This window comes from Gelidibacter gilvus, assembly GCF_004115975.1.
GTDB lineage: Bacteria > Bacteroidota > Bacteroidia > Flavobacteriales > Flavobacteriaceae > Gelidibacter > Gelidibacter gilvus.
Genome location: NZ_SDDZ01000004.1, coordinates 83667 through 97488, shown reverse-complemented (window position 1 = coordinate 97488; position 13822 = coordinate 83667). Strand labels below are relative to the sequence as shown.

At 38.5% G+C, this 13822-nt stretch carries 11 protein-coding genes; 7 read left to right on the top strand and 4 right to left on the bottom strand.

What is annotated here, in order from left to right; translation table 11 throughout:
- Positions 1 to 128 precede the first annotated feature (128 nt).
- From ESZ48_RS19275 to ESZ48_RS08910, 3 genes are all read right to left on the bottom strand, one after another.
- Positions 129 to 278, bottom strand: coding sequence for a hypothetical protein (locus ESZ48_RS19275; protein ID WP_190246224.1), 150 nt, complete (start codon positions 276 to 278; stop codon positions 129 to 131).
- Positions 279 to 445: 167 nt separating this feature from the next.
- Complete coding sequence (locus ESZ48_RS08915; protein WP_129017013.1) at positions 446 to 1906, bottom strand: magnesium chelatase; 1461 nt, start codon at positions 1904 to 1906, stop codon at positions 446 to 448.
- Between the two features lie 137 nt (positions 1907 to 2043).
- Positions 2044 to 3171 carry a vWA domain-containing protein gene (locus ESZ48_RS08910; RefSeq protein WP_129017011.1) on the bottom strand — a complete coding sequence of 376 codons (1128 nt, stop codon included), beginning with the start codon at positions 3169 to 3171 and terminating at the stop codon, positions 2044 to 2046.
- Between the two features lie 169 nt (positions 3172 to 3340).
- On the opposite strand from ESZ48_RS08910, the gene ESZ48_RS08905 reads away from it, so the two are divergent.
- Positions 3341 to 5293 carry a S9 family peptidase gene (locus ESZ48_RS08905; protein ID WP_129017010.1) on the top strand — a complete coding sequence of 651 codons (1953 nt, stop codon included), beginning with the start codon at positions 3341 to 3343 and terminating at the stop codon, positions 5291 to 5293.
- A gap of 122 nt (positions 5294 to 5415) precedes the next feature.
- Here ESZ48_RS08905 and ESZ48_RS08900 read toward each other — a convergent pair whose 3' ends face one another.
- Positions 5416 to 6051: a Crp/Fnr family transcriptional regulator gene (locus tag ESZ48_RS08900; protein WP_223266401.1), complete on the bottom strand. Its 636-nt coding sequence runs from the start codon at positions 6049 to 6051 to the stop codon at positions 5416 to 5418.
- Between the two features lie 145 nt (positions 6052 to 6196).
- On the opposite strand from ESZ48_RS08900, the gene ESZ48_RS08895 reads away from it, so the two are divergent.
- From ESZ48_RS08895 to ccoG, 6 genes are all read left to right on the top strand, one after another.
- Positions 6197 to 8572: a heavy metal translocating P-type ATPase metal-binding domain-containing protein gene (locus tag ESZ48_RS08895; protein ID WP_129017007.1), complete on the top strand. Its 2376-nt coding sequence runs from the start codon at positions 6197 to 6199 to the stop codon at positions 8570 to 8572.
- Between the two features lie 227 nt (positions 8573 to 8799).
- Entirely contained in the window at positions 8800 to 8994 is a 195-nt protein-coding gene (gene ccoS, locus ESZ48_RS08890; RefSeq protein ID WP_129017006.1) for a cbb3-type cytochrome oxidase assembly protein CcoS, read from the top strand.
- 9 nt (positions 8995 to 9003) lie between these two features.
- Positions 9004 to 11187 carry a cytochrome-c oxidase, cbb3-type subunit I gene (gene ccoN / locus ESZ48_RS08885; RefSeq protein WP_129017004.1) on the top strand — a complete coding sequence of 728 codons (2184 nt, stop codon included), beginning with the start codon at positions 9004 to 9006 and terminating at the stop codon, positions 11185 to 11187.
- A 6-nt stretch (positions 11188 to 11193) separates the two neighbouring features.
- Positions 11194 to 11379 carry a CcoQ/FixQ family Cbb3-type cytochrome c oxidase assembly chaperone gene (locus tag ESZ48_RS08880; RefSeq protein WP_129017003.1) on the top strand — a complete coding sequence of 62 codons (186 nt, stop codon included), beginning with the start codon at positions 11194 to 11196 and terminating at the stop codon, positions 11377 to 11379.
- Positions 11376 to 12254: a cbb3-type cytochrome c oxidase N-terminal domain-containing protein gene (locus tag ESZ48_RS08875; RefSeq protein WP_129017001.1), complete on the top strand. Its 879-nt coding sequence runs from the start codon at positions 11376 to 11378 to the stop codon at positions 12252 to 12254. The genes ESZ48_RS08880 and ESZ48_RS08875 overlap by 4 nt, the downstream gene beginning before the upstream one ends.
- Positions 12255 to 12319: 65 nt before the next feature.
- A complete protein-coding gene (gene ccoG, locus ESZ48_RS08870) occupies positions 12320 to 13744 on the top strand; it encodes a cytochrome c oxidase accessory protein CcoG (protein ID WP_129016999.1) in 1425 nt (474 codons plus the stop codon).
- Positions 13745 to 13822 lie beyond the last annotated feature (78 nt).

The following is a 13822-nucleotide window of genomic DNA, read 5'->3' as shown; positions in this document are numbered from 1 at the left end:
TTCTGGCTAGTTTAACTCGAAAATTAAATTCTCAGAATATTTCAAAAAAACATTCCGCTTAAAAAAGCGGAATGAGATTCATTAGATTTAATTTTTCTTTTTATTATATAAAGCGCACATCAAAACAATTACGCATTATCCCGTGGTTGATGCGTATCTTTTCGTTTTTCAACCTGTGGATTGATTTCATTACCATCAGAAATATCTCCTTTTTCATTGATTGCGTGATCTTTTTTACTTTGCTTATCTTTCTTTTGATCTTCTTTGTCGTTTCTCATGATTTCAATTTTTAGGTTATATTAAACTTAATGGTATCAAGTTAAACTATAATCGCTAGGTGAATTAACACAAAGGCACAATTGGTTGACCTAATCAGAAAATTCTTAAAAAAACAGACTTCAAAGCAATATTCAACATACAAAATCTTAAAAAAATCTATAAAACTTTAAATACCACTTATAAAACTTCCATAAGGATCCTTGAAGGTGATCCCTTCAGAAAAACGGAATTTGTTCAACTGTTTGAATTCTACCAATGCCCAAAGCACAAACTCCTTGACAAAATAACTGTCTTCCTTAGTTAGGTTGGGTTGATGTTCACTCAACAAATCGTCTAATGGTGATATATCGTCCAACAGCTTTTTATACTCATTGTCCGTGAGATCATCCAACAGTTCAAAGCCGTCCTTTTGATTGAAGAACCAGGATACAATATCGTCATAAGGTGTTTCAGCATCTTCTTTTTTTAGAGTTTCTATTTTCGGAAAAAACTCTTCAAACAGACTCTTAACGCCTTCGCCAATCAAATTATAAGCAACAACGGCGGCACCTTCCTGTTCGCCTTCATAAACCAACTCCACTTTTCCGGTTATTGACGGAATAATTCCGACAAAATCGCTTAAACGAACCATAGTTTTATCATCACCAACCATTAAAGCACGACGCTCTGCGGTACTCATTAAATTCTCCAAAGCAGTAATGCTCAAACGCGCACTCACACCACTTTTGGAATCAATAAAGTCACTTTCACGAGCTTCAAAAACGATCTGTTCCAATAAATCCCTTGCCAAATCCGGAACAGCAACCATCTGATTCTGCCCTTCTACGACCTTCGCTTCTTGTTCCGTAATCAAGCGTGCCGTTTCAATGTCTACAGGGTAATGGGTCAAGATTTGAGAGCCAATTCGATCTTTTAGAGGTGTTACAATACTGCCTCTATTGGTATAGTCTTCAGGGTTGGCAGTGAACAAAAACTGAATATCCAAAGGCAATCTTAATTTGAAGCCTCTAATTTGAATATCACCTTCCTGCAAAATATTGAACAAGGCTACTTGTATCCTTGCTTGTAAATCGGGCAATTCGTTGATCACGAAAATACAACGGTTGGCACGCGGAATCATTCCGTAATGGATCACACGATCATCTGCGTAGCTCAATTTTAAATTCGCCGCTTTAATCGGGTCCACATCACCAATAAGATCGGCAACAGTTACATCTGGAGTTGCCAGTTTTTCAGCAAAACGCTCACTTCTGTGTAACCATTCGATTGGGGTTTCATCGCCCTTCTCTTTGATCAATTCCTTGGCATATCTTGAAATTGGTTGTAGCGGATCATCATTAATTTCAGAACCTGCTACCACCGGAATATAGTCATCCAAGAGATTGAGCATCAATCGCGCCAATCGGGTTTTAGCTTGACCACGCAATCCCAACAAATTAATATTATGTCGTGAAAGAATGGCGCGTTCCAATTCTGGAATCACCGTATTCTCATACCCATGGACACCTTCAAATGTGGTTTCTTTATTCTTTATTTTCTGAATCAGATTATCTCGTAACTCGTCTTTAATCGATTTGCTTTTATAATTGGCTTTTTTAAGTTCGCCTAATGTGTTTATATTTCTCATTTTCCTTTCCCTAACCCTCTCCGAAGGAGAGGGAACTAATTGGGTCATTTTATTATTAATATTCTTGTTATTCTTATTTTATCTCAATTAAATAGCAGCATCCTCTCCTCCCCTTCGGGGAGGCCAGGGTGGGGATTCTATCTAATCCTCTTCTTCCTATTCGTCTCATAATCCTCAAAAATCATCTCACCCAAGCCTTTCAGTCCGGTGTAAAATGCCTTTCCTTGATTTGCTTTGGTAAATTCCGTTACAAAACGCATCAAATAAGGATCTTGGGCAATCATGAACGTGGTAATTGGAATATGCAATCTTCTGGCCTGCTGCGCCATGGCATAACATTTATTCATGATATATGGATTCAGTCCCGCACTGTCTTTATAATATTGACCATCCGGAAGTCTTAAACAGCTTGGTTTGCCATCGGTAATCATAAAAATCTGTTTGTTGGTATTCCGTTTTCTTCGTAACAAATCCATTGCCAATTGTAGTCCGGCAACGGTGTTGGTATGATAGGGTCCGACTTTTAAATATGGTAAATCCTTGATCTCAATTTGCCACGCATCATTTCCAAAAACCAAAATATCCAAGGTGTCTTTTGGATACCGGGTGGTTATTAATTCCGCCAAAGCCATCGCTACTTTTTTTGCAGGTGTGATGCGGTCTTCGCCGTATAAAATCATACTGTGACTGATGTCAATCATCAACACCGTACTCATTTGCGATTTATGCAAGGTGTCTTCCACGACCAAATCATCTTCAGAAAGCTTAAAATCGTCAATTCCATGATTGATCTGTGCGTTTTTCAAACTTTCGGTCACGGAAACTTTATCCAAAGCATCGCCAAATTGATAATCCCTAAAATCACCCGTATGCTCATCACCTATTCCAGGACTTTTACTTTTATGGTTGCCCTGTCCGCTACGTTTGATCTGTCCGAAAATATGATCAAGCGCTTGCTGCCTGATGGCGCGCTCTGTTTTGGAAGTAATGACCGTGCCCCCGTTTCCATCCGGATCGATTTCTTCCCTGATGTAGCCTTTCTTCTTAAGGTCTTCAATAAAATCATCAATGGTGTATTCTGCAGTGGTCAATTTGTACTCTTTATCCAATTCCCGCAACCAATCAATTGCTTCATCAAAATCGCCAGAAGTATGGGTGATCAGCTCCTTAAAAATCTCAAAAAGTTTATCAAAAGGTGATTGAAAAGGTGCTTCGTAGGTCTTGAAGACAAAACCTTTTCGTTTTGTGTTTGTATTTTTTGTCATAGCATCATAAAAATACGACATTTTGCGCGACCTATAAATCTATTAACATCTATTTTATGAATGTAATAATGCCTTTTTATTATCTTTAAGCCAATTCGTTGAAATAGCGACCTATAATCCGATATCCCAGAAATACTGTCACTACCAACCTGCAAAAAACACTAAAATCATGAAACATTTAATTTTTGCGATGACTCTTCTTCTTTGTATTTCGTGCAAGGACAAAAAGGATGAGAAAAATGAGGATACTGCCCTCAAAATTGAGCAGTACACCATTGAACAGTTTATGGATAACGAAGCTGTATCCGGTGGAAGTTTTTCCTACGACAATTCCAAACTCCTGATTTCAAGTAACCGATCGGGGATTTTTAATGTATACACCGTGCCGATTACTGGAGGTAGCTACACCCCTGTTACCGCTTCTGACAGCACCTCTTATTTTGCAGAATCATTTTTTCCGAATGATGACCGGATGCTCTTATCAGCAGATGGCAATGGGGATGAAATTGATCATATTTACTTACGGGACTCCACAGGAACCATCACGGATTTGACTCCAGAGAAAGGCGCAAAATCACAATTTTACGGTTGGGCTGAAGATGGTCAATCCTTTTACTTCGGATCTAATAAAATGAATCCAAAATTCTTTGATGTCTATGAGATGGACATTTCCAACTTTAACTCAAAAATGATTTATCAGAATAATGACGGATTGAATTTTAGTGCTATCTCAAAGGACAAAAACTTTATTGCATTGGCGCAATCGCTGAACACCAATGACAGCGATCTCTTCGTTTATAACGTAAATTCAAGAGAGAAAACAAAGGTCAACGGCAACCAAAGTAGCAATTCCGCACAAGATTTCTCCAATGATAGCAGTGCACTTTATTATACAACAGACGATGGTGTTGAATTTTCTTATTTGATGAAATATGATCTCAAAACAAAGGAAAAATCTAATATTTCGGAAAAACCATGGGATATCTCTGGTGCTAGTTTCACCAAAAACGGAACTTATATGGTCGTTTATGTGAATGAAGATGGTAAAAACGTCATTGAAATTATAGATGTCGCTACGAATGCGCCTATTGACTTACCAGATTTTGGAGATCAGAGCATTTCAAGCGTTGGGTTTAGCGATGATGAACAATGGATGCGCTTGTATGTTGGCGGCTCCAATATGCCATCCAATCTATACACTTATAATTTTAAAACGAAAGAACAACACCAACTGACCAATGTCCTTAACGAGGACATTCATGCGGACGATTTGGTGACCGCCAAGGTTATTCGCTACAAATCCTTTGATGGGGTAGAAATTCCTGCCATTTATTACTTGCCTCATCAAGCCTCAAAAGATAACAAAGTTCCTGCAATGGTTTGGGTACACGGAGGTCCAGGCGGACAATCACGTCAAGGATTTAATTCGTTTATTCAATATATGGTCAATCATGGTTATGCCGTTTTGGCGGTCAACAATCGCGGTAGCAGTGGCTATGGAAAAACCTTTTACCAAATGGACGATTTAAATCACGGTGAAAAAGATTTACAGGATTGTGTGGAAGGCAAAAATTGGCTCGCCACCCAACCAGAAATTGATGGGGATAAAATTGGAATTATAGGCGGTTCCTACGGTGGCTATATGACTATGGCCGCGCTAACCTACGCACCTGAAGAATTTGATGTGGGCGTCAATTTATTTGGTGTTACCAATTGGATCAGAACTTTAAAGAGTATTCCGCCCTATTGGGAATCCATGAGAAAATCATTGTACTTAGAATTGGGAGATCCTTTTACTGCAGATTCAGTACGCCTCAGACGAATTTCCCCTTTGTTCCATACAGATAAAGTGACCAAACCATTGATTGTTTTGCAGGGCGCTCAAGACCCACGAGTTTTACAGGTAGAATCTGATGAAATTGTCGCTGGTGTTCGAGAAAACGGTGTTCCTGTTGAGTATGTCCTCTTTGAGGATGAAGGTCATGGATTTATCAAAAAGGAAAATCAAATTGAAGCCTATAGTAGGGTGCTTCAGTTTTTAGATAAATATTTGAAGAATGAAAATGCGCCTATTGACGGTAAAATGAAAGCAAAAGAGATAAAAGCTGAAGACGAGTCTTAGAGATTCGAGTCATTAAAAAAACTTTGAAAACAACCCTAAAGCATCAAAAAGCTTTGGGGTTTGTTTTTCCTGAAATTGAATCAGTCATTTACTTTAGAGCGTTCAAAAAACGAGGAAGTGTATTATTCGACACGCTCCAACTCCTTTAGCTTTTCAATTTTAATCTTTTTACCTGAAGTGGAGATCAGACCTTCTTTTTTAAATTGGGATAAAATCCTGATGGCAGATTCCGTAGCCGTTCCAACGATGCTTGCATAATCTTCGCGGGATAAATTGACATTCAAATAGCCATCTTCAGTCTCCCCAAAAGTTTTGCTGACATAAGTTAAAGCTTCGGATAGACGTTGTCTCACCGATTTCTGAGCCATATTGATGAGATCCCCTTCGGCTTCCCTTAAATCTTGGGCCAAATTCTGTAACACGTTAAATGAAAATTCTTGGTTGGATTTGATATTGTCCAAAATTTGATCTTTTGGCACATAGCAAAGTTCAACATCAATTAAAGCAACAGCACTTAAATGGGTACGCTCTTCACTAATAACTGAGCGTTGGCCAATTAATTTGCCCTTACCCATTAATTTAACAGTATGATCCTTTCCATTGGCGCTCAATTTGGTCATTTTACAAATGCCCTCTCTAACGCAATAAACGCCGGAGAGCAGTTCATTTTCACCAAAAATGACTTCGCCCTTTTTATAAAACAGTGTTCTCTTGCATGCAGCGACTTCTTTTAGCTCTTCTTTTGTTAAAGTTTTCATTGAATTCAATTGACGTGCAATGCATTGGTCGCATCTACTCATACTTAATTTTTTTGACCCCCAAAAATAAGAAAAACATGACAATTATCATAGTATAAGCCATAATCATTTACGACCTTTGCACAAGGTATAAATGAGCATAATTATGGAATCATCAACTTGTTTCCACTGTGGAGATCTCTCTGATTCGTCCACAATTTTTTTTGACGATAAATCATTCTGCTGTCAAGGCTGCAAGACGGTTTATGAAATCTTCTCAGAAAATGATCTCACCTGTTATTACGATCTCCAATCTGCTCCAGGCACCACCCCAAAAGATATTCAAGGAAAATATGATTTTCTTTCCCAACAGAATATTATTGATAAATTGGTGGAATTTGATGATGGAAAATCACAGATAGCAACACTCTACATTCCGATAATCCATTGCAGTTCATGCATTTGGATTCTCGAAAACCTAAATAAACTCAATAGTCATATTTCATCTTCGCAAGTCGATTTTGGTAAGAAAACGGTGCGACTTCAATACAACTCTCAAAACTACAGCTTGAAAGAAGCGGTCATTTTGTTGAGTTCTATCGGATATGACCCTTATATCAGTTTGGAGGATTTTTCAACAGGCAAAAACCAAGTTAACCGTTCCTTAATCTACAAACTAGGAATTGCTGGATTTGCATTTGGTAATGTGATGTTCCTCTCGTTTCCTGAGTATTTTGAAGTAAAGGAATTTTGGCTGGACCAGTACAAACCATTTTTTAGATGGTTGATGTTTGCTTTTTCACTTCCAGTGGTTTTATATTCTTCACAAGATTATTATATCTCTGCCTATAAAGGTTTACGCGCCAGAGTTTTGAATATTGACGTGCCTATTGCGCTGGGAATCATCGTTCTTTTTTTACGAAGCACTTTTGACATTATTTTTGATCATGGATCAGGCTTTTTTGACAGTTTAACCGGACTCTTGTTTTTCTTATTATTGGGTAAGTTCTTCCAACAAAGAACTTATTCGTTTCTATCTTTTGAACGCGACTACAAATCCTATTTTCCAATTGCCATTACCAAGATTTCCAAAAATGGTGAGGAACATCCCATTCAAGTCTATGATATTAAAAAGGGTGACCGACTGCTGATTAGAAATGAGGAATTGATTCCGGTAGATGGTGTCCTTATCAAGGGAAGGGCGAAAATAGATTACAGTTTTGTCACTGGAGAATCAGACGCCCTGAGCAAAGTCTCTGGAGATAAACTTTTTGCCGGTGGTAAACAGACTTCAGGAAGCATTGAAATGGAAGCTTTAAAAAGTGTGGAACAAAGTTATTTGACCCAATTGTGGGGCAACGATGTGTTCAATAAAGTTAAGGAAGACAGCTTCACCACCTTAACAAACCTGATCAGCAAACGCTTTACCATCATTGTGTTGAGTATTGCCTTTATTTCTACAGCGTTCTGGCTGTTTGTTGATTCCAGTAAAGCATTGAACGTTTTTACTTCTGTGTTGATTATTGCCTGTCCATGCGCCATTGCATTGGCGGCACCATTTACACTTGGAAATATCCTTCGCATTTTTGGCAAGCATAAGTTTTATCTTAAAAACGCCACTGTTATTGAGCAGTTGGCAGCAATAGACACGATTATATTTGATAAAACCGGTACCATTACTTCCAACAAACAAAGTACTGCCACTTATGAAGGGGATGCCCTTTCTTTATCTGAAGAAGTATTATTAAAAAACACGTTGAGAGGTTCCAACCATCCACTGAGCAGAACACTTTATGATCTTTTAGAAGAGAACGACATCATCATGCTCGATCAATTTGAAGAACATGTAGGGCAAGGCATTCAAGGGATGCACCAACAAGACAGTATCAAAATTGGCTCGGCAAATTTTGTTGGAAAGCCCAGTGAAACAGCCGTTCTGAACACTTCAGTCCATATCAGTAGTAACGATGCTTACAAAGGAAAATACACCTTTTACAATAGTTATCGAAAAGGCCTATCTCAGTTGTTCAACAAGCTCAAAAAAAATTATGATTTGGCCATTCTTTCTGGGGATAATGAAGGCGAAATAGAAAATTTGAAAAAACTGCTTCCGGCAAGAACCAAGTTACTTTTCAATCAAAAACCGGATGATAAGTTAGAATATATTAAACACCATCAGAGCGAAGGTGCCAAAGTCTTAATGATTGGCGATGGTCTAAATGACGCAGGTGCCTTGGCACAAAGCAACGTAGGAATTGCGCTTTCAGAAAACGTGAATGTCTTCTCCCCTGCTTGTGATGCCATTTTGGATGCAGAGAAATTTAATAGTCTCAGCGATTTTATTAACTTGTCAAAATCGGCCATTAAAATTGTGAAATGGGCCTTTGTACTGTCATTTATGTACAATGTTGTAGGCGTCTCTTTTGCGGTAACCGGCAGACTGGAACCCGTAGTTGCGGCCATCTTAATGCCCTTAAGCTCGATTAGTATTGTGGTTTTTACGACAATCGCTACAAATGTGACTGCGCGAAAATTGAAATAGACTGCACGATTAAAAAGCAGTTTCTTATTTCGTCATTTAAAATATGAGGTCTTGGCAGATTTAAATGCCAAAACCCACCTTAATAATCCGTAGGAATTACACGGCCATAAAAGGAGAAAGTTTATAAAAATATTCCGATATTCGTAATTCGAATATTTAAAACATGATAAATATCATAAAATAATAAAACCGTCAAATGTATTTTTGACCCTTAACTTCTATCAGGTATGAGTGTTATTTATTTATTGCTGAGTCTTAGCATTTTAGTAGCCGTCATCTTTTTTGTTGCCTTCATTTTCGCCGTAAAAAACGGTCAATATGATGATAGCTACACCCCGTCTGTACGTATGCTTTTTGAAGACGAATTAGTAAAAGAAAAACCAATCACAATAAAAAAATCAAAACTAACTAACCAAGAATAATTTTTTACTATGGAAATGCAACAATTCTATTACGATAATAAAGTCGTTAAGAAATTCCTTTATGCCACCATGTTCTGGGGTCTTATTGGTATGATCGTGGGACTCTTATTAGCTTTTCTATTCCTTTTTCCAAACCTTACCGATGGCATTTCATGGTTGAGCTTTGGAAGGTTGAGACCGTTACATACCAATGCAGTTATTTTTGCCTTTGTAGGTAATGCCATTTTTGCCGGAGTTTACTATTCATCACAACGGTTACTGAAAGCCAGGATGTTCAGTGACACGTTAAGTAATATCAACTTTTGGGGATGGCAATTAATCATTCTTGCCGCGGCAATTACACTGCCGTTGGGTTTTTCAACCTCAAAAGAATATGCTGAACTAGAATGGCCAATTGATATTGCCATTGCCGTGGTTTGGGTTGTTTTTGGATGGAACCTTATCGGGACCATTTTAAGAAGAAGACAACGCCATTTGTATGTTGCACTTTGGTTTTATATTGCCACTTTTGTTACGGTTGCCGTACTTCACATCTTTAATAGTTTAGAGATACCAGTCAGTGCTTTTAAAAGTTATTCTGTTTATGCCGGAGTTCAAGATGCCTTGGTACAATGGTGGTATGGACATAACGCAGTGGCGTTTTTCTTGACCACGCCGTTTTTAGGATTGATGTACTATTTTGTACCTAAAGCAGCCAACAGACCTGTGTATTCTTACCGACTTTCCATAGTCCACTTTTGGTCTTTGATCTTTATCTATATTTGGGCAGGACCGCATCACTTACTATACTCAGCATTACCGGAATGGGCACAAAACTTAGGTGTCGCATTCTCAGTCATGTTATTAATGCCTTCCTGGGGAGGGATGATCAACGGACTCTTGACACTTCGTGGTGCTTGGGACAAGGTAAGAACTGATCCTGTTTTAAAATTTATGGTTGTTGCTATTACCGGATATGGGATGGCTACGTTTGAAGGCCCAATGCTATCGCTCAAGAACGTCAACGCCATTGCACATTATACCGACTGGATTATTGCACACGTTCACGTAGCAGCTCTGGCTTGGAACGGATTTTTAGCCTTTGGGATGATCTATTGGTTAATCCCTCGATTGACCAAATCAAAACTATATTCAATAGGTTTAGCAAACGTCCATTTCTGGATCGGAACTTTAGGAATCATCATGTATGCATTGCCATTATACGTTGCTGGTTTTACCCAAGCAAGTATGTGGAAACAATTTAATCCTGACGGTACTTTGGTTTACGGTAACTTCTTGGAAACCGTTACTGAAATTATGCCAATGTATTGGATGCGTGCCATTGGTGGTACTTTATTCTTGGCGGGAATGATCGTCATGATCTATAATGTCATTCAAACGGTAAGAAAAGGTAGTGAAGTTACTGATGAGCTTGCAGAAGCTCCTGCACTACAACGCGTTTCTAAAGGCATGGTTGCTGGTGAACATTGGCACAGTTGGTTAGAGCGTAGACCTGTTCAATTGACCATTGGAGCAACAATAGCCATACTTATTGGTGGTATTGTTCAAATTGTACCAACCTTAGTAATCGATTCTAACATTCCTACCATTTCCAGTGTGAAGCCATATACGCCGCTTGAGCTTGAAGGTAGAGACCTTTATATTAGAGAAGGCTGCGTTGGGTGTCACTCTCAAATGATTAGACCTTTTAGAGATGAAGTAGAACGCTATGGTGAATTCTCAAAAGCCGGCGAGTATGTCTATGACCACCCATTCTTATGGGGAAGTAAACGTACAGGACCTGACTTGCATAGAATTGGAGGCAAATATTCTGACAGTTGGCATTTTAACCATATGTATGATCCGCAGAGTACGTCTTCTGGATCCATCATGCCTGGTTATAAATGGTTGATTACAGATAAATTGGACAAGTCTGTTACGGAAAGAAAGTTGAGAGCAATGATGACTCTTGGAGTGCCATATACCGATGAAGACGTAGCGAATGCACAACAAAGCATGACCGAACAAGGGACTCAGATTGAAGAGAACCTTTATGGGGATCCAGCTTTTGCAGAGGCCTATGAAAAAGACAAAGCCAATGGCGGTGCCGATTTTGTTGAAATGAGAGACCGTGAAATTGTGGCAATTATTGCCTATTTACAGCGCCTTGGCACTGATATTAAAGTAAAAGATTTAGAAACAACACAAAACTAAACCATCATGCTGAAATATATAAAACACCATATGGACAGTATTTCCGGTATTGAAATATATCCAATGATTTCCTTACTAATATTTTTCATTTTTTTCGTGGCCCTTTTTTGGTGGGTACTGACCGCAAAAAAAGAATACATCGATAGAATGAGCGACATTCCTTTAGACAATCAAAACGATACACAATTATGAGAAATTCAATTCCAGCATACGTTAGGGTACCCGTATTATTCTTTATTATCTGGGTTATTGTAGAACTCTTTGTGGGCACACCACACGATCCCGCATTTATGAACAATCCCATGATTTTATTGTTCTTAGGGTTTGTATTGCTTCTTATTATAGCTATTGAAGCTATAATTGCCGCTTTGGAGAATGTGATGTTTCAAAGTTTGGATGAAGCCGCTAAAGCCAGGTATTTAAGTACTAAAACATCAAGTCCAAAAATTGTGGAATGGGTCAAAAAAACCTATATAAAAATGTTGGGTTCCAAACCCATTGAAAAAGAAGGTGAAATTATTCTTGACCATGATTATGATGGTATCAAGGAATTGGACAATGATCTTCCACCATGGTGGCGTTATGGTTTTTACGCGTCAATAGTGTTCGCAGTGGTTTATATGTTGCGTTTTCATGTGTTTGACGGTGCTAATCAATATGACGAATTAGAATCCACTTTAGAAATAGCTAAAATGGAGTTGGAAGAGTATAAAAAGAATGCTAAAGACCTGGTCGATTTTGACTCGGTGACGGTCATGACCGATCCGGCAGATTTAGCAAATGGAAAAATCGTTTATGACGCCTATTGCGTTGCTTGTCATATGCCGGATGGTGGTGGTGGCATTGGTCCAAACCTTACCGATGAACATTGGATTCTGGGTGGTGGGATCAAAAATATTTTCCACACCGTCAGTGAAGGTGGCCGTAGTGGGAAAGGGATGGTACCATGGAAATCAACGTTAAAACCAATTGAAATGGCTCAGGTATCAAGTTACATCCTGACCTTCCAAGGTACAACGCCAGCAAATCCAAAGGATCCAGAAGGGGATATTTGGGTAGAAGAATAGATTACAATTACTCGGCTTATTATTTTAAAAAGCCGATCATGTCCTTCGGGATAAAATAAAAAAACGTGGAAACACCAGATAACGAAAGCTTTAGAGATTCAATAGGCACACTTACAGAAGAAGGTAACCGAAAATGGGTATTTCCTAAGAAACCAAGCGGGAAATTTTATGACTATCGGAAGTGGGTGAGTTACGTCCTTTTGGCTTTCTTTTTGTCGGCGCCATTTATTAAAATCAACGGCAACCAGTTTTTAATGTTCAACATTCTAGAACGCCGTTTTAATATTTTTGGATTCCCATTTTGGCCTCAAGATTTTCATCTTTTTGTCATTTCAATGCTGATAGGTGTGATTTTCATAGCACTGTTTACAGTGGCATTCGGTCGTATTTTCTGCGGATGGATTTGCCCGCAGACCATTTTTATGGAAATGGTGTTCAGACGGATTGAATACGCCATAGAGGGCGACAGAGGTGCACAGATGCGTTTGGATCGGCAAGATTGGAACGCGGAAAAGATCAGGAAACGCGGATTTAAATGGTTTCTATTTCTAGTGATTTCATTTATCATTGCCAACGTCTTTTTAGCGTTTTTAATAGGCAGTGATAAATTGTTGGTCTATATCGCTGAAGGTCCAATGGCACATGCCAGCACGTTACTTCCCTTACTTATTTTTACGGGTGTCTTTTACTTTGTGTTTGCATGGTTCAGAGAGCAAGTATGTATTATAGCATGTCCTTACGGGAGATTACAAGGCGTTTTATTGGATAACAAATCGATTGTTGTTGCTTATGACCATAAACGTGGTGAAGGTGAAAATGGCCGAAAAAAATTCCGTAAAAACGAAGATAGAGAAGCCCTTGGTTTTGGAGACTGTATCGATTGTTTCCAATGTGTGAATGTTTGTCCAACAGGTATTGACATCAGAAATGGCACCCAATTGGAATGCATCAATTGTACGGCATGTATTGACGAATGCGACCATATTATGGAGAGCATCAATCTCCCGCTGGGTCTGATTAGATATGCCAGTGAAGAAAATATTGAAAAGAAAAAGAAATTCGAATTTACACCACGATTAAAGGGTTATTCTGCAGTTTTAGTGATTTTAACCGGTCTTCTTATTGGCATGTTGCTCTTAAGAAATGATGTAGAAGCTCGAGTTTTGAGACTTCCTGGTCAGCTGTATGAAAAAAAGGAAAACAACATGATCAGTAATGTATTCACTTATAAATTGATCAATAAAACCACAAAAGATATTCCCGAAATTAATTTCAAATTAAGAGGTTATAATGGCGTTATCAAAGTGGTTTCTGCCGAGGATCGTTTTTTCGTCCCGATGCAAGGATTAGCCGAAGGCACGATGTTTATTGAAATTGATCAGAGTGAATTAAAATCGGATAAGAACAAATTGATGATTGAGGTTTACAGCGATGACGAATTGATTGAAACCACATCCGTCAACTTTTTGGGACCAAGAAGTTATAATTAGCGTAGCGGAAAAAGAACAAAATGAGCAAGAAGATTTAAAATATTATTTTAACATTTTAAAAAGAGATGTCTGCTTTTG

Bases quoted from the DNA above. Each gene is read 5' to 3' on its own strand.
- ccoS (WP_129017006.1), top strand. From the start codon at position 8,800: ATGAGTGTTATTTATTTATTGCTGAGTCTTAGCATTTTAGTAGCCGTC.
- ESZ48_RS08875 (WP_129017001.1), top strand. From the start codon at position 11,376: ATGAGAAATTCAATTCCAGCATACGTTAGGGTACCCGTATTATTCTTT.
- ESZ48_RS08895 (WP_129017007.1), top strand. From the start codon at position 6,197: ATGGAATCATCAACTTGTTTCCACTGTGGAGATCTCTCTGATTCGTCC.
- ESZ48_RS19275 (WP_190246224.1), bottom strand. From the start codon at position 278: ATGAGAAACGACAAAGAAGATCAAAAGAAAGATAAGCAAAGTAAAAAA.
- ESZ48_RS08910 (WP_129017011.1), bottom strand. From the start codon at position 3,171: ATGACAAAAAATACAAACACAAAACGAAAAGGTTTTGTCTTCAAGACC.
- ESZ48_RS08880 (WP_129017003.1), top strand. From the start codon at position 11,194: ATGCTGAAATATATAAAACACCATATGGACAGTATTTCCGGTATTGAA.
- ESZ48_RS08915 (WP_129017013.1), bottom strand. From the start codon at position 1,906: ATGAGAAATATAAACACATTAGGCGAACTTAAAAAAGCCAATTATAAA.
- ccoN (WP_129017004.1), top strand. From the start codon at position 9,004: ATGGAAATGCAACAATTCTATTACGATAATAAAGTCGTTAAGAAATTC.
- ESZ48_RS08905 (WP_129017010.1), top strand. From the start codon at position 3,341: ATGAAACATTTAATTTTTGCGATGACTCTTCTTCTTTGTATTTCGTGC.
- ESZ48_RS08900 (WP_223266401.1), bottom strand. From the start codon at position 6,051: ATGAAAACTTTAACAAAAGAAGAGCTAAAAGAAGTCGCTGCATGCAAG.